Annotated in this window: 10 protein-coding genes; 2 read left to right on the top strand and 8 right to left on the bottom strand. The window is 42.3% G+C overall.

Going from position 1 to position 19,485, the window contains the following annotated elements:
* Positions 1-30 precede the first annotated feature (30 nt).
* The 5 genes from OQX61_RS14995 to OQX61_RS14975 all read right to left on the bottom strand — a co-directional run bounded on the left by OQX61_RS14995 (position 31) and on the right by OQX61_RS14975 (position 9,721).
* The gene (locus OQX61_RS14995) at positions 31-1,416 is read right to left on the bottom strand and encodes a mercuric reductase (RefSeq protein ID WP_265842576.1); all 1,386 of its coding nucleotides are present in this window, start codon (positions 1,414-1,416) and stop codon (positions 31-33) included.
* A gap of 335 nt (positions 1,417-1,751) precedes the next feature.
* On the bottom strand, positions 1,752-2,888 hold the full coding sequence (locus OQX61_RS14990; RefSeq protein WP_265842575.1) for an efflux RND transporter periplasmic adaptor subunit: 1,137 nt from the start codon (positions 2,886-2,888) through the stop codon (positions 1,752-1,754).
* A gap of 1 nt (position 2,889) precedes the next feature.
* Positions 2,890-7,230 carry a CusA/CzcA family heavy metal efflux RND transporter gene (locus OQX61_RS14985; RefSeq protein ID WP_265842574.1) on the bottom strand — a complete coding sequence of 1,447 codons (4,341 nt, stop codon included), beginning with the start codon at positions 7,228-7,230 and terminating at the stop codon, positions 2,890-2,892.
* Positions 7,231-7,307: 77 nt separating this feature from the next.
* Positions 7,308-7,688 carry a hypothetical protein gene (locus OQX61_RS14980; protein WP_265842573.1) on the bottom strand — a complete coding sequence of 127 codons (381 nt, stop codon included), beginning with the start codon at positions 7,686-7,688 and terminating at the stop codon, positions 7,308-7,310.
* A gap of 221 nt (positions 7,689-7,909) precedes the next feature.
* Positions 7,910-9,721, bottom strand: a complete 1,812-nt coding sequence (locus tag OQX61_RS14975) for a right-handed parallel beta-helix repeat-containing protein (RefSeq protein ID WP_265842572.1) — start codon at positions 9,719-9,721, stop codon at positions 7,910-7,912.
* Positions 9,722-10,020: 299 nt separating this feature from the next.
* Between OQX61_RS14975 and OQX61_RS14970 the strand changes: the two genes are divergently transcribed.
* Positions 10,021-10,620: a hypothetical protein gene (locus OQX61_RS14970; RefSeq protein WP_265842571.1), complete on the top strand. Its 600-nt coding sequence runs from the start codon at positions 10,021-10,023 to the stop codon at positions 10,618-10,620.
* A gap of 93 nt (positions 10,621-10,713) precedes the next feature.
* Here OQX61_RS14970 and OQX61_RS14965 read toward each other — a convergent pair whose 3' ends face one another.
* The 3 genes from OQX61_RS14965 to OQX61_RS14955 are packed head-to-tail and all read right to left on the bottom strand — an operon-like array spanning position 10,714 to position 17,973.
* On the bottom strand, positions 10,714-13,128 hold the full coding sequence (locus OQX61_RS14965) for a hypothetical protein (RefSeq protein WP_265842570.1): 2,415 nt from the start codon (positions 13,126-13,128) through the stop codon (positions 10,714-10,716).
* A gap of 56 nt (positions 13,129-13,184) precedes the next feature.
* Entirely contained in the window at positions 13,185-14,882 is a 1,698-nt protein-coding gene (locus OQX61_RS14960) for a RagB/SusD family nutrient uptake outer membrane protein (protein ID WP_265842568.1), read from the bottom strand.
* 28 nt (positions 14,883-14,910) lie between these two features.
* Positions 14,911-17,973, bottom strand: a complete 3,063-nt coding sequence (locus OQX61_RS14955; RefSeq protein WP_265842567.1) for a TonB-dependent receptor — start codon at positions 17,971-17,973, stop codon at positions 14,911-14,913.
* A 190-nt stretch (positions 17,974-18,163) separates the two neighbouring features.
* On the opposite strand from OQX61_RS14955, the gene OQX61_RS14950 reads away from it, so the two are divergent.
* Positions 18,164-19,471: a hypothetical protein gene (locus OQX61_RS14950; protein WP_265842566.1), complete on the top strand. Its 1,308-nt coding sequence runs from the start codon at positions 18,164-18,166 to the stop codon at positions 19,469-19,471.
* Positions 19,472-19,485: the final 14 nt, after the last annotated feature.

The raw sequence follows: 19,485 nt of genomic DNA, 5'->3' as shown, positions 1-19,485 counted from the left end.
TTTCCCGCTTCATCATTTATTTCAGATACGCTATTCCTCTTTAATACTCATAAAAAGGTTGTTTAGCGATTCAGAAAATGTGGGATGGGCAAACACACCATATCGGATCTCGTCGTAGGTAATCCCTCCTTGCATGGCCATTTGAAGTACGGCCATAATTTCTCCGCCTTCTGCGGCAAGGATGCAGGCGCCCAATATCTGCTTACTTTTACGGTCTACAACGGCCTTCATAAAACCTGAAGTCTGACCGGTTTCTATGCCACGTGCCACTTGCGACATTGGTATTTTAGCGACCAGAAAATCCAGTCCTTTCGCTTTTGCATCTCCAGCTGAAAGCCCTACACGACCGAGCTGAGGATCAGTGAACAGACAATATGGTACCTGCCTGTCTACTGTACTAAAATTTCCTTTCTCTATCAGATTTCTATAGACAATCGTAAAATCATTATAGGCAATGTGCGTAAAAGCAGGGCCACCGTTTACATCACCAAGCGCATAAATTCCCTTTACATTCGTTTCCAGCTTGTCGTTCACAGAGATATATCCGTTCTTATCTGTTTTTACACCCGGAATATCCAGGTTTAAAGAAGGGGTATTGGGGGTTCTGCCAATGGCGATTAAAAGATGACTGGCCTTAATATTTGCTGCTCCGGCAGCTGATTTCAGCTGAATTTTAAGTTGCTTAGGAACCCGCTCAATTTCTTTTATAGTGGTGTTGGTCAGGATTTCCAGCCCCTCCTCCTTAAGTATTTTTGTGATTTCAGCAGAGACATCTTCATCCTCCCGTCCTATAATTCTCGCGGATTTCTCCAGGACAGTCACTTTACTACCAAACCGGTGAAAGAGTTGTGCAAATTCCAGACCGATGTAATTTCCTCCAAGGACTACCAAATGTTCAGGTATTTCAGCTAGATCCAGAATAGTAGTGGAAGTCAGGTAGTTTGATTCAGTCAGGCCCGGCAATTCCGGTAGCTTAGGTTTGGCACCGGTATTAATGAAAATCCAGTCTGCGGAAAGCATTAGTTTCTCTCCGCCAGCCAGGGTTACTGTTAATTCTTTCGGGCCGGAAAAAGCAGCGCTGCCATGAATAAGATCCAACCCCTTCGTCGACTCCAGTCCTTTTTGTGCCCCTGCTCTGAAAGACTCAACGATCTCATCCTTCCGTTTCCTGATTTGTTTAAGATCCACTTTAACAGTACCGGTTTGTACGCCCAATTTACCCGCCATCCTCGCCTGATAAGCCGCACGAGCAGAGGCAATCATTGTTTTTGTTGGCGTACACCCATCATTGATGCAGGTTCCACCAACCATTCTTTCCTCAATAATTACTGTCTTTTTTCCGGCTTCGGCTAGCTTTTTGGCTAATGGGATACCCGCTTGTCCTGCTCCAATAATAATAGCATCGTAATATTTCATACCTAGTTCCTTTAACCGATTCGTAAATACACTGTCTGATGTAGACGCTCTGTCTAATATAACTACTATTCAGCACAAATGTTTGGGAGCCGAAAAAAGAGATAAACTAACATACTGAAGCGCAGTACATTGAATAAGCAAACACCTTAAGCCGCTGCACTGACAGCATTAAACCAGCGCAAAAGCAAGATTTATTTTGATCCGGGATTACCCGGAAGAAAATGCGATTTCATAATTAAGCCCTCCTAAAATCATTAAGAGGGCTTAAACAATCAATTATTGGGATTCAGTTTTTTAATCCCAATAATTAAAAAAAACCGGGCTTAAAACAAACCTTATTCTTCGGTCGTATTTTTCAATTTCATCAATAACGAATAAGCACCTTTCACTACAATATCCTTCCCTTTTAAATCAGAATTTACGGCGGAGAAACCTTGTTCCGTAGCACCTTTTTTCACTTCGGTCAGCTTAAAAGCATCCTTACCATTCCGCACAAAAACATAATCCTTGCTCTCGTAATTCACAAAAGCATCCTCAGGTAAAGCATCCACTTTATCATTATTTATCTGCACTACCGCATTCATATACATGCCCGGAACCAGTTTCTGATCATACTGATCGAAATCACAATGCACCGTGGTACTCCTTTCCTCATTTAATGCATGACTCACCAATACCACCTTCGTCAGGTGTTTTTTATCCGGTTTAGCATTGTTGTAAGCCATCACCTGCTGACCGATTTTGATCTTAGTCAAATCCTTTTCAAATACCGTCAGATTCAGGTGGATATTATCCGGATTAACCAGCTCAAAAATAACATCAGCAGGCAGCACATACTTTCCGATGTTCACATTCACTTTGCTCACATAACCGTTAATAGGCGAGTAAATCCCTATAGTCCTGCTGATATTATCTTCTGTAAGTTTCGCAGGATTCAATCCGATCAAACGCAGCTTTTCTGCTAAAGCTTTACTTTCGATACTGAAATTTCTAAACTCATTCTCTGACTGTTGCAATACCTTATCACTACCAGCTTTAGCGTTATGGAGTTCCCTTTGTCTGTTATATTCTTTAAGTGCAAAGCCGAGTTTATTCTTCGTGCTCAGGTAATCCTGTTGCAATTGAATATACTGCGGATCCTCAATAACCGCTAAAACCTGCCCCTTTCTCACCTTCGTCCCTGGTAGCATTTGGGTCGATTTCAGGTAACCACCCAGGGGTACACTCACCGACACCAGATTTTGTGGCGGCACTTCAATCTGTCCATTCAGCTTCAACAGCGTACTAATCTCTCTGGGCTGCACCTCCTGGACCTGCAAATCAATTTGTTTTACCTGCTCCGGACTCAGCTGTACGATGCTTTCATCCGTATTGACAGGTGTTTTCGACTCTTCTTTAGCGCTGCTACTGCATCCATAGATAAGTACAGGAATAATCAGTGCAGACAAATATTTAAAAAATATAGATTTCATGTTATTTTGATAAAAGGTAATTCAATTGGATGATGCTGTTGTTCAGGTTGATGACGGCATTTAAATAATCCATACGGACTGCTAAAGCCTGTTGGTTCAGCATGGTCCATTCCAGGTAATTGATCTCCCCTTTTTGCAACTGTTTATTCAGTGTTTGGGTAATTTCTCTGGCGTTTTTTAACGCATTATGCTCAAAATCCTGCACAATTTCTTTGTTCTTTTTCAGCTGCTGAATGCCATCTTCCATTTCAGCCTGCAACTGTTTCCTGGCGTAACCCGTTTCATTGATGGCCAGATCCTGATCCGTCTTCGCAGATTTTATTCTGGCCTTTTGTGCTCCGGAGAAAATTGGTATACCGACACCTAACTGAAAGGAATGAAATCTTGAACCCGGATCATAGCGAATACCATCCTGTAGAGACATGTTTTGATAACCCAGGCTAATTTCCGGAAGCAGTTTTGATTGCTCCACACCAGTCCTTGCTTTAGCCAGCTGTTCCTCCTGTAAATGAAGTTTTAAGAAGGGATGATTTTCCAGCAATGCCGGATCAATCCCGCTAACTGTCAATTTAAAATCCGCTGCCTGAGGTAAGCGCGCTTCTGAGCTATTGATCAACAACATGAATTGCTGCTGCAGGAAACTAAAGTCCTTCTGTAACTCTTTCTTTTGTCGCCCGATTTGTGTCAATTGATTTTCTGCACTAGCCTTTTCCAGCATATTCGTTTCGCCGGCTTTAAACCTTAACGTTGCGATCCTTAGAAACTCCCTGAACGTACTGTCCATCGCCCCCAGCAAAGCTTCCTTTTCCGCAATCACCAGCATTTCATAAAACATTGAACTGGTCATCTTTTTAACTTCCGACTGCTTTAAATCAACATCCAGCAATTTCAGTTTCCATTCTTCGGATAACCGCTGCTTTTGCCGGCTATAAACCGTTGGAAAACTGAAGCTTTGACTAAGCCCAACTGCATTATCTGTTAAAGCACTATTGAACTTCCCATACTGCGCGGATAAATTCGCTTGTGGAATATCCCGCCCGGTTTTGATTAGTTGCTGCGCTTGTTCCGCTCTTAACTGCTGACCTTTAACCAGCATATTCCCCGTGGCAGCACTATCCAGCGCCTCATTTATACCAATCGGCCTTTGGGCAGTAGCCGAATTAAAAGGGCTGAAAGCAAAAACCAACAAGATCAGCGTAGCAATAGATTTGGCATGCCTGGCCCCGGGTTTCAAACCTTTCTCCACAGCAATGTATAAGATTGGTAAAACGAAAAGCGTCAGCAAGGTGGCAATCATCAAACCACCGATCACTACTGTAGCCAGTGGACGTTGTACCGCTGCCCCTGCACCATTACTCAATGCCATAGGCAGGAAGCCTAATGAGGCCACAAAAGCAGTCATCAATACCGGCCTTAACCTGGTCATTGTGCCCTGCATCACTACATTTCTCATATCTGTTTCTCCTGATTTTTTAATGCGGTTAAACTCGGCAACCAATACAATCCCGTTGAGCACCGCGATACCGAATAAAGCGATAAAGCCCACTCCGGCACTGATACTGAAAGTCATCCCACGAATCGCCAGCAGGAAAATCCCGCCAATGGCCGACAATGGAATCGCCGTATAAATCAACAGACCATATTTTATAGAGTCAAAAGCAAAGTATAACAACAGGAAAATAAGGATCAGTGACACCGGAACAGCTACCGACAACCGGGATTTAGCCTCATTCAGGTTTTCAAATGATCCGCCATAAGCCACCGTATAACCTACCGGCAGCTTAATGTGCTTATCCACCTTTTCCTGGAGCTCGTTCACGATACTTTCTACATCGCGACCATTCACATTAAAGCCAACCAACACCCTTCTCTGGGTATTTTCACGTTGTATCTGACTTGGGCTGTCTACCAATTCAACAGTGGCTACCTGACTCAAAGGGATCTGGTTACCGGCAGGAGTTGGAATCAACAGCTCCTGCACATCGGTCAGGTCTTTCCTATTGTCATTATCGAGCCTAACGACCAGTTCAAAGCGCTTTTCACCTTCAAAAACCAATCCTGTACTCTGACCTGCAAATGCCGCATTGATATTCCTGTTTACTTCCGAAATGTTCAAACCATATTGCGCAATCGCAGGTCTGTTGTATTTGATTACAATTTGAGGCGTTCCGGAGATCTGCTCCACATAGTGCTCGGTTGTACCTTCTACAGTCCGCACAATATTGCCGAGCTTTTTGGCGTAAACACTCAAAGTATCCAGGTTTTCACCATAAATCTTACAGACCACATCCTGCCTTGCCCCCGTCATCAGCTCATTAAAACGCATCTGAACAGGAAATTGAAAACTCGTTGTCACCCCCGGAACCTCTGAAGCTGCCTTGCTCATTTTCTCCGATAACTCATCAAAAGAACTCGCGGAAGTCCATTCGCTTTTCTTCTTCAGGTTGATGATCATATCGCCCATATCCATTGGCAAAGGCTCTGTAGGCACCTCACTACTTCCTATTTTGGTCACTATATTTTTCACTTCCGGAAATCTGGATTTCAAAATCGCAGACACCTTCTGTACATTTTCTATCGTCGTATTCAGGCTACTACCAGAAAGCACCCTCGTTTCTACGGCATAATCACCTTCTTCAATGGAGGGAATAAACTCGCCCCCCAGCCTTGTCAACAAAAACACTGCAAAGACGAACATCACCACGACCAGGCCCAGAATAAGCTTAGGAATCCCCAATGCACGGTTTAATACTTTGCTGTAACCAGCTTCTATTTTTGCCATCAGACGATCCGAGAAGTTCTTTTTATCCGAGATCGTTTTGCTCAGAAACACGGTGCTCATCATCGGAATATAGGTTAGCGAAAGGATAAAGGCACCTAAAAGTGCAAAAGCCACTGTTTGTGCCATTGGCTTAAACATCTTTCCTTCAATTCCCTGCAAACTGAAAATCGGCAGGTAAACGATCAGGATAATGATCTGTCCGAATACCGCGCTATTCATCATTTTAGAAGACGCACTTTTCACTTCCTTATCCATCTCCTGCTGCGATAAAGTCCGTAGACCGGCGAATTTCTTGCTATGCGTTAATTGGTGCATTACCGCTTCCACGATAATCACCGCGCCGTCTACAATCAACCCAAAATCCAATGCGCCAAGGCTCATCAGGTTTCCACTAACGCCAAATAAGTTCATCATGATAATGGCAAAAAGCATGGAAAGTGGGATCACAGAGGCCACTAATAACCCTGCACGGACGTTTCCTAGAAACAAGACCAGTACAAAAATGACAATCAATGCCCCTTCCATCAGGTTCGTTTTCACCGTATCAATCGCATTGCTCACCATATCTGTACGATCCAGGAAAGGTTCAACCACTACGCCTTCCGGCAAAGTTTTCTGAATCTCTGCAATCTTAGATTTGATACTTTCGATCACCACATTGCTGTTGGCACCTTTCAGCATCATCACAATACCACCGGAAACTTCACCCTCGTCATTGTAAATTAAGGCTCCGTATCTGGTTGCCGACCCGATTTTCACCTCCGCAACATCGCGGATCAGCAAAGGCACGTTGTTCTTGTTCCTGATGACCACATTTTCGATGTCGTCTTTATTTTCAATTAGTCCTTCACTTCTGATATAGCTTACGGAAGACTGTTTTTCGATATAGGAACCGCCGGTATTCTGGTTGTTACTTTCCAGTGCATTAAACACATCGGCAATGGTAATCCCCTGGGATTGCAGCTTATTGGGATTGATGGCCACCTCATATTGCTTGAGTTTACCACCAAAACTGCTCACCTCAGCCACGCCTTTTACACCTAATAGTTGTCGCCTGACCACCCAATCCTGGAGCGTACGCAACTCAGTAATATCGTATTTGCTTTCATAGCCTTTCTTCGGTTTCAGCACATACTGGTAGATCTCTCCGAGGCCGGTAGAAATAGGGCCCATTTCTGGTTTCCCAATACCATCCGGAATACTCGCCTGCACGGTGAGCAACCGCTCCGAAACCTGCTGTCTGGCCCAGTAAACATCTACATCATCATTAAAAACGAGGGTAACCAGCGAAAGACCGAACCTGCTATAGCTCCGGATTTCTTTGATCCCTGCAATATTGCTACTCGCCTGTTCTACAGGAAAAGTCACCAGTCTTTCGATATCTGTTGCACCATAAGAGGGTGCAGAAGTAATAATTTGCACCTGATTGTTTGTGATGTCAGGTACCGCATCTACAGGAAGCTTTGTCAATTCAAAAGCACCGTAAATGATCAGCGCAATAGTAAATAGCGCCACTATGAGTTTATTCTTTACAGAAAACCCAATGATTTTATTCAACATAAAAAAGGAATTTTGATTTACTTTTAATACCATAAAAGCTAAGCCAGGGAGCTATTCCGCTGGATTAGTAGTATAAATCAAATTTTTGGCGGTTGCCAGATGGTGTCCAGATAAGCATATGGAACATGTTCATCGGTATAAATTACCGTAGGTGTATTTAATAAGGCACTGAATACCTTTATGACGTATCTATGGAATGGCGGAGTTGCCGGACTGGTTAACACAGAATTCTGATCAATTGACTTAAAAGGCAATTGGTTATCACGTTCCTGGTCATTGTCCGTATGGGGAATAGAGTTGTAATGGTCAAAAAGGAAGGCTGTAAAGGTAATATCCTGATTTATAGCCTGGTGTTCAAAGTAGTGTTGAAAAAGTAAAGGCAGTTTGATTAATTCCTGCAATCCGGTAGAAAAAATGAGGAGGACTAAAGTTATAAATATGGATACGTGCTTCTTCAACGTCTCAAATGTATTGGTTTCTTTGCTCCCAAAAAAGGAAAAGACGGTAACTTTTACATAAACTTCCGTTAAGATTCTTCATTACAACGGCTTAACTGTGGTTCAGCAGAAACAACACTGACAAAAACAGTAGTAGTAGTAGTAGTAGTAGTAGTAGTAGTAGTAGTAGTAAGAAACATAAATAATCAGCCGCAGGGCAGCTGATTGTTTATGATGATGACCTAATTTGACTTGATTTCAAATTTCATATCAGATTTGATATCTGTTTTTTTCATCTCCCGCAGCTCCACAACCGGGGATTTCTCCGCGCCGAAATCATTATCCTTTAGGATCACTTTTGTATCAGCAGTTAATAAGATCGCAGGTCTTTTATCCCCTCTTTTCATAAAATTGGTTTGTATGATCTTATTGCCTTGAAAAGTCAGGCCATTGGTACTTCTGGCAGCAAGAATCGGATCGTCGTACACCTTAAATGTATTGTTCAGGATGCGGATATTTTTATGCACCCAATAACCTGGTACCGGTTCCCTGTTTTGGGGAAAGATATTGATCACATAATTATCAGGATAAGAATTATAGGCACAATCTTCAAAAACATTTTTTCTAATGGTTACATCTGCTACCGGACCGGATTCGAACCAACCCATGGCATCGTTTTCAATCAGGATGGCATGCATTCCCAGGCGAAAGAAAACATTATTTTCTATCAGTACCTTTCTGCGGGTAGTCACCAGAATCCCCCTTGCATTCGAACCCTCGAACCTTGAATTCTTAACTGTTAGCGAAGGCGTCCAGGTCACATTTTCCACAAAATCGCCTGTTTTAAGTTGCGCTGAAACCGCAGCAGTCAATTCTACCAGGAGCTCCTTTTCATTGATCAGCTTTACACTTTTAACGACCCTGTTTTCAAATATCTGCAATGATTTTGCGCGAAGCAGGGCGACACTATCGCCAGCCGCAAAAGCCTCAAAACCATAAGATTGCCCATGCATAAACCTCAACCTCAATTGATTTCCAGAGATTACTTCCATTACTTTCAAATGAGTTCCATGCACATTAATCGCGTCATCATGTAAACCCCTGAATCTGGAATTCGCTATGGTGATTTGCCCTTTACATCCGGAGAAATGCGTCCCATCTGCAGAAGAGGCGATCACTCTTCCACTGCCCTTTTCCGGTTCCACAAAAAGGCTGTCGTAGTGAAGGTTTTCAGAAAACTGGGAGATAATCCCGAGTCCATGCATAAAATTCATGTGCACATTATGGAGCGCGATATTTTTAGAACGGTTGTTAAAAGCACCCACATAATCGCGGAAACGGTCACGTACGGTCAGCACTTCTCCCGGCTTTGCCTTGAATTTAGAGAAATCTCCGCTAAACTTCACAGTCAGGGGAGCAACTACACTGGCTGTACTTTTCAGGAAAGGATCCCAGGAACTATAAGTGTTGACACCCGTTTCCGGATTCACCAGGATGGCATGGAAGTTCTTGCTGACCCATTTTTCGCCATACCATTGCAGTGTTCCGTTGATGATATCGAATCTGGAGTCCGGATGAACTTCCACAAGTACACTGGTTGGATTGATTTCTTTGATCGTCATTTCCGACATTCCGGGACGTTCATAATCAAAATTCAGGTTTTGAATCCTGATGTTTTCACATTTGTCCAGAATCCAGGTGGCCATTTTCCCATGAAACACAAAGGTTGAATTGTTCCCTTCAATCGTGATATTTTTCAATTGCTTCAGCAACATCCCGGCCTTGATCTTTTTAGAAGGGTACTCTTCCACTGTTGAAGTGTTGCTGATATAATAAGTGTTTTCCTGCGCCTGATCCGGCCAGAAATCATATCTTCCTTTGGGGAAAACAATTCTGGAATCTGGTTGGTTCCGGCAAGCTTCAATCGCTTTCGCCACTCCTGCAGTAACATCAGCAAAAGTATTGGGTTCAACACCAAATTTCTTAACATCAATATCCTGAGCAAAAGAAAGTTTACAGCAAAAAAGGAGTAGGATCAGTAGTTTCGGTTTCATAGTTTTAATTAGGGTATGATTTATGATAGTTTGATTTGTGTGGTTCGGTTTGTATAGTTTGATGATATTCTGGTTAATTTGTATCGTGTTATTTGTAGATTGTGATTCCTGATGGTGTTTATCGTGCTAACTTACTATTATATTTCTCCTTAATTACATAGAGCCATATATCTGTCGGCACACACTTAAGTATTTTATATGTTACAAAAAACGTCGATGATTAAACTGTTTCAAGCTTCCTGATTTCAGGTATAAACGCTCACAAAAGCATTACATTTATTCCTTTTAAAAACAAGACTATGAAAGTACAATTTCCAGTTGTTGGTCTCCTGAGCGGGATGCTACTATTTGGCTGCAATTCCTCAGAAAACAAAGTAAACAGCACCGATACGGTAGCTACAGAAAACAAATCAACAGCGATTCCGGCAGATGCAACTGCCAATACTCTATCCAAGGCTGATCAAAAAACAGTTGACCTGGTAAAGCTTAAATTAACCACAATGTTTAAGGATGAGTTAGCGAAAAACCTGATTGATACCCCAGGCAGAAAATTTAAGTTTTTTGAATATGACCTCAATGGTGACGCTAAAAAGGAAATCTTTGTTGGACTAACAGGTTCTAACTTTTGCGGATCAGGTGGTTGCACCATGTTATTACTTTCTCCGGAAGGAGAATTGATCACTAGATTTACGGTGGTAGACTACCCTATTCAAATCAGTAATACCATGACCAAAGGATGGAAAGACTTAATCCTGCACAGCAACAGCAAAGATCATCTGATGAAATTTGATGGAAAAGCTTACCCTGCTAATCCTAGTATTCAACCTGTTTACACTGCAAACTCCTCAACAAGTTCAGTAAAAGGCTTAGATGCCTCAGATCAATTGTATACCTGGTAAAACAAAAACTCCCCTTATAAAACAGGGCTTTAAAAACATTGGCAATTGAAAAAGTTGCCAATGTTTTATTTCTTCAATAATTGGTTTAATGCACTACTGGTACTTAAACCAAACCGTTGCGTTACAATCTTTATCAGCAATAGCACGTACCCAATGCGCACTAAACCCAACCGGGAACTGATGCTCTACCACTTTTCCTGCAGGAATTACAAAGGTTTTATAAGTATGAAAACCTGTAAGGTCAAAATCTACTTCCAATGTAATTGTTACCTCTTTATCGGCTGTCAGACTTACCGTTTTCTTGTCATAGCCCGTCATTAAATAGGGAAGCGAAGGTGTATTGGAAGTTACTTTTGCATTTTTCCATACGCCACCTTCCCCTACTGGCTTGCCTAGTTTCCAAAGGTCATCTATGGCGCCAAACCACAAGCCATTGCCAGAATCTCCAAAGAAATGTCCCTCATTTTTTGCCTGCTGTTGCGTTCCACTCAATACCAGCAAACCTCTCCAGGTACAAAAATCTACAATTTTCTTCTTGTGGGTAGTCACCGGGCGGATGGCCAGGTAGCCAGATTCTCTGCCAATCTCATACATGGTACCATGCGCATTGAGCATTAAACGTTCAGACTCCAGTTCCCGTCTTGCCCTTGGCCAACCGGTTTCAAATGGCTGATCATAAATTGCAGACGTTTTAGGTAATCGGAATGTTCCTGTTTTATCTTTTACGATCACAGAAGCTGCATCAATTTCGAATTCTTTCTTTATTGCCAGTATAGAGGCTACTTCTTTAGCCAGGTCTGCCTGAGGACTGATGAAATTCAACTTTTCATTTACTTCCTGGTAAGCATGTTTATTAGCTCCATTTAAAGAAAGCACCTGAAGGTTCTTATTTAAAGCAGCTGGTCTGATGAGCGAAGCGTTGAATTTACCTTTGCTATCTACATCTGCCAGAGCATTAAACATAGGATCTTTCTTTTCATGGGCTTTCGCTGAGAAATGCACAGAAGCGGTTGCAATACAGTTTTTATCCGTTTTAAACCGAATCCAATTGGCCGCAAAATCATCAGGAAAAACAAAGTAAGTATAGCCATTAGCTGTTACAGGAATCGTTTTATAAACTTCCCATTGATTGTTCCCCTTCTTGTCTATTTCCAAAGTAAATTGAACAGTTTCATTCCCCTGCTGACTCAGGTGCAGCACTTTTTTATTAAATCCATTCATTAAAAAAGGATCAGATACCGTATTCGCTTTCACCTCATCATTCATCCATGGGCCTCCCCATCCAGTGCTCGCTCCCCATTCTTTCAATTGATTGGCCGTACCGAACCATAAATTTGATTGTGATCTTCCGGCATAAGGGTTTTCCAGCATAGTCGTCTCATCGGTAGCCAGCACCAATTTCCCATTCCAATCTGCAAAATCAGGCACATACCTCAAGTGTGTACTAATTGGTGAAATTCCGGCACTATTTGCAAGGCTAAAGGTTTTTGGAAAATCATAGAACATACCATGCATGTCCATCAGCATTTTTCCATTTCCAATCTCACGAATCCTGGGCCATTCGGTGTACCATCCACCCCAATGATCGTAGGTACGGGTCGCTTTTGGCAGGCGATAGGTATACCATTTACCACCATCCAATAGCTTTAAAAGCATCGAACGTTTGTCCCAGCCAATACTCCATGCGGCACTTTTATCATCTGGGTTGCCATAAATACCACCCGGACCAGTTACATCGGTAAACTGTTTACGTGCTATAATTTCCCATTTACGGCCGTCCCAACTGGCCAAAACGCCTTTGTCTTCCGGACTCTTCGGCAGGTCGCCGGCTTCCAGTTTATCTTTACTCAGTTTAAACACGGCATCCTCCCCGTTATTCGCTACAATTAAACGGTTTTGTGCCGTATAAGCTCCTTTACCATGCCATCCAGGCACAGGTTTATGGAAAAGCTTTTTTACGGCCAGTGTATTTACATTGGCCTCGTATAACATGCCTTCCATATCATAAAAATAGACCTGATTAACAGGATCAGTCAAATGTCTGGCAGTGGCGGTCATTCTTCCCGGCATTACAGACGGTGAAATCACACGAACTTTACCCTTTGCATCAATAAAATAAGGACCCGTAATCAACTGATTCGATTCTTTATGAATTAAACGATTGGCAGGAGTACCACCCACACTTTCCGGATGAATGCTCAGGTTCATCTGATTATCGATGCTATATAGTTTATCTGAACTCCCGTAAATACAATGAGGAGAATAAGTCACCATCCATAACTTCCCCGCCCAGGGCGTGATGGCTCCGATTCCACCCTCTTTACCATCCCCGTTACAAGGCAGGCCATTTCCCTCATTAAATACAGCCAGATGGGGATAAACCCCGCTAATCTGTAAAGGTTTTGCTTGTTTTTGGGCAACAGCAACCATGGTTATTAGCAAGCTACCTGCTAAGGGGACCACAGCTCTGACTGCTTTCTTAAATTTTCTAATTTGCATTATTTTCATGTGTTGTTTTTAGTTATTTCAGCTCAGTATTTTACAATACCAGTTGTCAGGGGTAATTAATAATTAGGGTTTTGTATTAAATTGGGATTCAAGCGGACTTCCTGAATTGGAATTGGCCATAAATATTGTTTCGTTTTATCAAAGTTTCTATTGAACAAAACTTTAACATCGCTTCCAAATCGGGAGTAATCTGCAATGCCATCCATATCGATTGGAGTGACGCCTGGAAATGGAAACTTAGCCCGGTTTTGATTTGCCGGATCAGGCATGCCGATGATAGGTCTGGTTAACGCTTTCTCCGCTAATTTCCACCTGATCAGATCCATGTAACGCAGGCCCTCAAAAGCAAATTCCACTCTTCTTTCCCTTCTCACTATTCTTTTCAGTTCAGCGGCATCTAAAGTCGTCACCGCAGGATATAAGGTAACCTGAGCCGCTGCTACTCCATAAGCCCTGGCCCTTACTTTGTTTAATGCCTCTAAAACAGTTGCATCTGCCTCACCTAATTCTATTTTTGCTTCTGCATAAGTGATCAGAATTTCTGCATAACGGATAATAATGGCATCATTGTCTTCCGCGTGGGCATCAGACCAACTTTGCTCTATCCCTTTTTTAAACATAAACCCGGTGAAACTGGCAAATGGAGCTACTGAACGGGTATCGTTGTTGGTTACTTTTCTACCCAATTTTGAGCTCCATACTTGTGTAGAATCCGGGTGAGGTGTATAATTATATCCCAACCAATAAGTATTGAAAGGAACTACCGTTGCGGCCAGGCGAGGATCACGGTTTGCAAAAGGATTTAAAGGATTATACAGGGCAGATTCGTTAATTGGCTTTCCATCGGTACATTCAAAAGCATCCACCAATTCTCTGGTAGGCATGGTCGCAGCAAATCCACCTGCATTTCTGGTCAGCATATCATCCGGAACACCAAATACTTTTTGAGCCTGATCGCGGGGAATGCTTAAAATAATCTCTGCACTGGATTCACCAGCCTTTTGAAAAAGAGCAGCATAGGACGCATTCAACATATAGGCACCCGCTCCTGTTAATTCCATGACGGCCAGGGAAGCCTCTTTTGCCGTTTTCCAATCTTCCATATACAGAGCCGTTCGGGCTTTGAATGCAAGTGCTGCACCTTTACTCAACCTTTTTACCGCAGTACCATAAGTTTGTGGCAAGTTGGCCGCAGCAAAGTCGAACTCCGTTTTTAGAAAAACATAGATCTCCGCCTTACTGGTTTTACTGACCTGTGATGCCTCAGCAATAGGCAAGGTTTTAAGGATCAATGGAACGTCCCCAAAATGGGAGATCAGTTTGGCATATTGAAAGGCCCTGATTAACCTGGCTTCTGCTTCTAATCGCGTGATAATCGCCCCTGAAGTATTTCCTGCTGCCCGATCTTTATTTTCAAGGAAAGCATTGGCACGTGCAATTGCTTTATAGCTATCCGTCCAATATGTGGCTACATTCCCATCAGAGGAATTTAATGAGCCTGCAATTATTGGATTTGATCCCGCACCCCCTCGATAATAGCAGTTGTCGGAAAAGAACTCTTCCCAGGAGCCGGTCGTTTCTTTTACAGGACTCCAGAATACCAGGCGGTATAAATCGTTCACAGCCAGTTCCAGCTCTACCTGGTTGGAATAAAAGCTTTCTGTTGAAGGAGAATCAAGTACATTGAGGTCTAGCTTTTTACATGATGATATAAATACAGCCAGAATACATATCGTTATGATGAATTTTTTCATTTCTTTCTATTTATGCGTAAACAATCTTTTAAAACTTCACATTAATTCCGCCCAAAAAGGTGGTTACAATTGGATAGGCTGAGCTTCCTGATTCAGGATCGGAATATTTCGGAAACTTGCTGCTGGTTAAAAAGTCATTCGCCGCCACATATACCCGAACAGAACCTACCCCTGGTTTATTTAGAAAGCCCTTTTCCAGGGTGTAGCCCAATGTGATGTTCTTCAATCTGAAATAAGCACCGTTAATGAGCCAAAAATCTGATGTTGAATAGTTGTTCCCACTTGTGGTATTAGATAAGCGTGGATATTTTGCAGCTACGTTCTGCTCAGGAGTATTCGTTTTACTATAGAATTTGTCCTCCAGTAGTGTTGGAAAATTACCAAACTGCTCTTGAAACGGCCTGACCACATCATTGTTCAACCTGCTTAAACGTTTACCAACTCCTTGAAAGCTCAATTGGAAATCGAATCCCTTGTAGCCCAGGTTAACGTTTCCGCCATATTGATAGCGCGGTAATGAGCCCCCTAAAAACACACGATCATTCGCATTGATGATCCCATTTTGATCAACATCTATGTATCTGATATCTCCGGCGCCGACTGCCGAACTTGTTCTTGGTGTCCCGTTCGCTTCTGCAGCTGTTTGATAAATACCATCCGACAAGTAGCCATACCATTCTCTGAACTGACTGCCTTCTATATTTATTTGCTGGCCATCAATCTCCTGCCTTGTGGCTTTCATATCCAGAATTTTCGTTTTGGCATCAGAGATATTGAAGCTCAGACTATAACTCAGTTCATTAATTTTATCCTTCCAGTTGACGCCCAGTTCCCATCCTTTTACATTTAAGGTCCCGGCATTTTGTTGTGGTCTCCCATAACCAATCACCAAAGGGATATCTAATGGCAATAGTATATCAGCTGTTTCTTTTTGATAATAATCCGCGGTTACACTTAAACGGTCTTTTAAAAAGGCTGCATCAATACCTATATCTGTAGAACGGGTGGTTTCCCAGGAGATTTCTTTAACGGCATAAGTTACCTGAGCACCCCCACTCAGTGGCACTAATGACCCATTTTGGTAAAATAAGGCGGTTGAAGGGTCAATAGTTGCCTGATAAGGATAATAATTCTGGCTGCCATCCAGGTTGGTAATGCGCTGATTACCCACTTCCCCATAAGAGCCTCTGATCTTTAAATAATTCAGCCATTGGATGTCTTTCATAAAGCCCTCTTCTGAGATTGCCCATCCTGCAGAAAAAGAAGGGAAAGTAGCACCACGAAACTCCCTGCCAAAACGGGAAGATTTATCGTGACGTAAGTTGGCCTGTAAATAATATTTATTTTCATAATCATAGGTCAGCCTCCCAAATACAGAATGTAAACTCTCTTCCCTTGCACTGCCGGAGTTATCTCTTAACAACTGAGATCCCTGGTCTAAATAAGGAAAATCTATCAGGGAGAATCCATCTCTGGAAGCATTCAGGTTCTCATTTGAATAGTAAACATGTTCAAAACCAGCTGTGGCTCCAAAGTTGTGTTTAGCCGCAATAGTTTTAGTGTAGTTCGCCAAAAACTGACCATTTAAATTATAGGTTTCATTGCGAGCTTCCCTTAAGGTGGTCAATGGCGTATTCGTTGCCGCACTGGTCGTCCCATCGGGATTGGTATAAGTGATTTTCTTAGAAAACGCTTTACTTTTATCAAAATCAAAAGTAGGCGCCAATTGTGCCGTTAAGGTTAAATCAGCAATTGGTTTATAGTTTAGGGCCATCCTGCCTTGCAGCTGATTGGATAAAGCCGTTGTTGTTCCACCTTCATTTAATTGCGCCAATGGATTACGTCCATCTTTGGCGATGGCATAAGCACCATTTGTATACAATGCAGCATAAATCGGAGGCATCACACGGGCTTCATAAATCGGCGATTGTCCGCTGAAAGGATGACTAACCGGAGATAATAAATTCACCCTTCTTAAGCCAAGATCTATATTGGCCGTTAGTTTGGAACTGATTTCTATATCATTATTTACCCTGAACTGATACCTTTCATAATCGTAATTGTCATAAAAAGCACCAACGTTTTGATAACCAAAAGAGGCCTTTGTTCTAATCCCTTTTGAACCTCCGGTAAAAACTAAATCATGTTGTATCCGGGGCGCATATTTATTGGTCATGATTAAATCCTGCCAATCGGTATTGCCAAAAGGAAACCGATCTGGATTGGCGGCTCTGTTTGCATCAAAATTGACAATGAAATCATTTGCATAAGGGCCTGTTGCCGCACCATCATTGGTTGCCTGTTCATTAAACAACCTCATGTAGGTTGGCGAATTTACGTACTCCGGCAATGCAGTAGGTTTTTGCAAGCCATACTCAAAATTATACTCCAGGCTTGACTTACCTTCACGTCCTCTTTTTGTGGTAATTAAAATCACACCCGCAGCACCTCTGGAACCATAAATTGCCGCAGAAGCAGCATCCTTCAATACGGTAAGTGAGGAGATATCATTGGGGTTCACCAAATCCATGCTACTTACCGGGATACCATCTACGATGACCAGCGGTGAATTGGTATTTAAGGAGGTCACCCCCCTGATTTGAACGGTAGCACCTCCACCCGGACCTGCACCATTTCGCGTCACAGAAACACCAGCAATGGCACCCTGTAAAGCTTCAGATACCTGTATGGTCTGCCGGCCCACAATATCCTCTGAACTTATTGTTGCAATTGCACCAGTCAAATCCTTCTTTTTCTGCGTACCATAGCCCACCACCACCACATCATTTAAACTTTGGCTAACCTCCGTTAAACGGATCAATAATGGTTTACCGGTAATTTCCAGCAATTGTTCCTGGTAGCCAATAAGGCTCACCTTAATCATTTTTGATTCCTGCCGGACATTCAGGCTAAATTGCCCGTTTTCATCTGTTGTTGTTCCAAGCTTCGTATTTGGAACCAGGATACTCACACCAGGTATCGGTGTTTTTGTACCTGCATCGATCACTTTACCCGAAACATTTCTTGTTTGAGCAAGCGCCACATATTGCAGTCCTAAAAACATGGCAATAAGGAGTAGTTTTCTTTTCATTTATATTTGGTTTAGTTTTTAAAAAGATTGTTCTTTGTCGATCTGATTAAGATTGGTTAGGCGTTTTGGATTGGTTATTTGAATTTAGCCTCAAAAGCATCACAAAAGCCAACAACGTCTTATTCAAAGGACTGAGCAATATTTTAACCAACCTAACCAACTATAATACAGTTGATTACTGTAAATAAAAATGCACTCTGAACAAGCTGAAAACCCGTTATTTTTTCAATTACTAGATATTTGTTGTCAGAAAATTGCTGAAGCGGTTGGAGATAAACAGATTTATGAATGGACGAACAGTGATTTTGTCCGTCTGAGTGGTTTATTACAACGAAAAACAAAGGTGCAGCTGAGTGAAAGTACCCTGAAAAGGATATTCGGTAAATCCAAAACTTCCACCCGTTATTATCCACAGAAGGCCACCAGAGATGCCCTTGCCCGGTTTATTGGCTGTAGGGATTGGTATGAATTTGAATTAAGAAATACGGTATCAATTGAAAAGTCTGTCGCCAAAACCAGCTCCAAAAGCGAAGCCAGTCCTGTGGTCAGAAAAACCGCGCTTACTAAAAAAGGGCTACTGTACACTGTTTTCCTGGTCTTTGCCGCTATAATAGCCTTTTTAATTTTCAGATCAGCACCTAACAAGGAGCAGGACATCAGCAGGGTGGAATTATCCTGCTTAAATCCCGAAGGCCAAACGCCACATTCTGCCATATTCAAACTTAAAGCAGCAGGAGAGCTACCCGATTCTCTTCAACATTTTACGATCAATTTTAGTGATGTAAGGTGGAAAACAGCAGACTTCAGAGACAGCCTGGTCAACCATTATTACGAAGTTCCAGGCAGGTATTACCCTGTTCTTTATCATAAGAAAAAAGCACTGGATACCGGGTATGTATACCTGCAAACCAAAGGCTGGACCGCTACTGCTTCGGTTCAAAATGACACCACCAGAGTTTACCCGATTTTGGGTAATAATTTAATGGCTAACAGACCTATTAAAGTTTCTGCCCGGGCAGCACTTAGTGCAGGAACAGATACCACACGTACTTTTTTTGTTGCTTTTGCGAATGTAAAACCAAGCCGGATTAATGGCGATAACTTTGAACTCTCCGGCAATTTCACAACCTCTCCGATTAGGGCTGGTGTACGATGCTCACAGGTGGATATTTTCGTCTTTGGGGAAAAGGATAAACACAGTTTGGGCATCATTAAGCCTGAGTGTGCTGCATGGACCTTTTATCAATTTTCTGAACACAGTAAAGAAGGACAAAAATATGACCTGCGGCCTTTGGGACACGACCTTACTAAAGGTGGGCATGTTCAATTGAGAGTTGCTGATAAAAAAGTCAGCTTAATGATCAATGGCAGCGAAGTGTTTAAAACGAGCTACAACAAACCTATAGGAAAGATAATGGGTGTTAAAATCATCTTCGCAGGTATCGGACAATTCGATAACTTCAAATTAGCAGATCTAAAAACTAAAGAGGAATTTTAAGGTCTGGCATGAAA

This window comes from Pedobacter sp. PLR, assembly GCF_026239675.1.
In the GTDB taxonomy this organism is placed as follows: Bacteria; Bacteroidota; Bacteroidia; order Sphingobacteriales; family Sphingobacteriaceae; genus Pedobacter.
The sequence above is the reverse complement of the archived record's forward strand: the minus strand, read 5'-3'. Positions and strand labels throughout refer to the sequence as shown.

Excerpts from the sequence above, each read along its gene's own strand:
- OQX61_RS14950 (WP_265842566.1), top strand. The coding sequence starts at position 18,164 with ATGCACTCTGAACAAGCTGAAAACCCGTTATTTTTTCAATTACTAGAT.
- OQX61_RS14970 (WP_265842571.1), top strand. The coding sequence starts at position 10,021 with ATGAAAGTACAATTTCCAGTTGTTGGTCTCCTGAGCGGGATGCTACTA.
- OQX61_RS14985 (WP_265842574.1), bottom strand. The coding sequence starts at position 7,230 with ATGTTGAATAAAATCATTGGGTTTTCTGTAAAGAATAAACTCATAGTG.
- OQX61_RS14995 (WP_265842576.1), bottom strand. The coding sequence starts at position 1,416 with ATGAAATATTACGATGCTATTATTATTGGAGCAGGACAAGCGGGTATC.
- OQX61_RS14955 (WP_265842567.1), bottom strand. The coding sequence starts at position 17,973 with ATGAAAAGAAAACTACTCCTTATTGCCATGTTTTTAGGACTGCAATAT.
- OQX61_RS14965 (WP_265842570.1), bottom strand. The coding sequence starts at position 13,128 with ATGAAAATAATGCAAATTAGAAAATTTAAGAAAGCAGTCAGAGCTGTG.
- OQX61_RS14975 (WP_265842572.1), bottom strand. The coding sequence starts at position 9,721 with ATGAAACCGAAACTACTGATCCTACTCCTTTTTTGCTGTAAACTTTCT.
- OQX61_RS14990 (WP_265842575.1), bottom strand. The coding sequence starts at position 2,888 with ATGAAATCTATATTTTTTAAATATTTGTCTGCACTGATTATTCCTGTA.
- OQX61_RS14960 (WP_265842568.1), bottom strand. The coding sequence starts at position 14,882 with ATGAAAAAATTCATCATAACGATATGTATTCTGGCTGTATTTATATCA.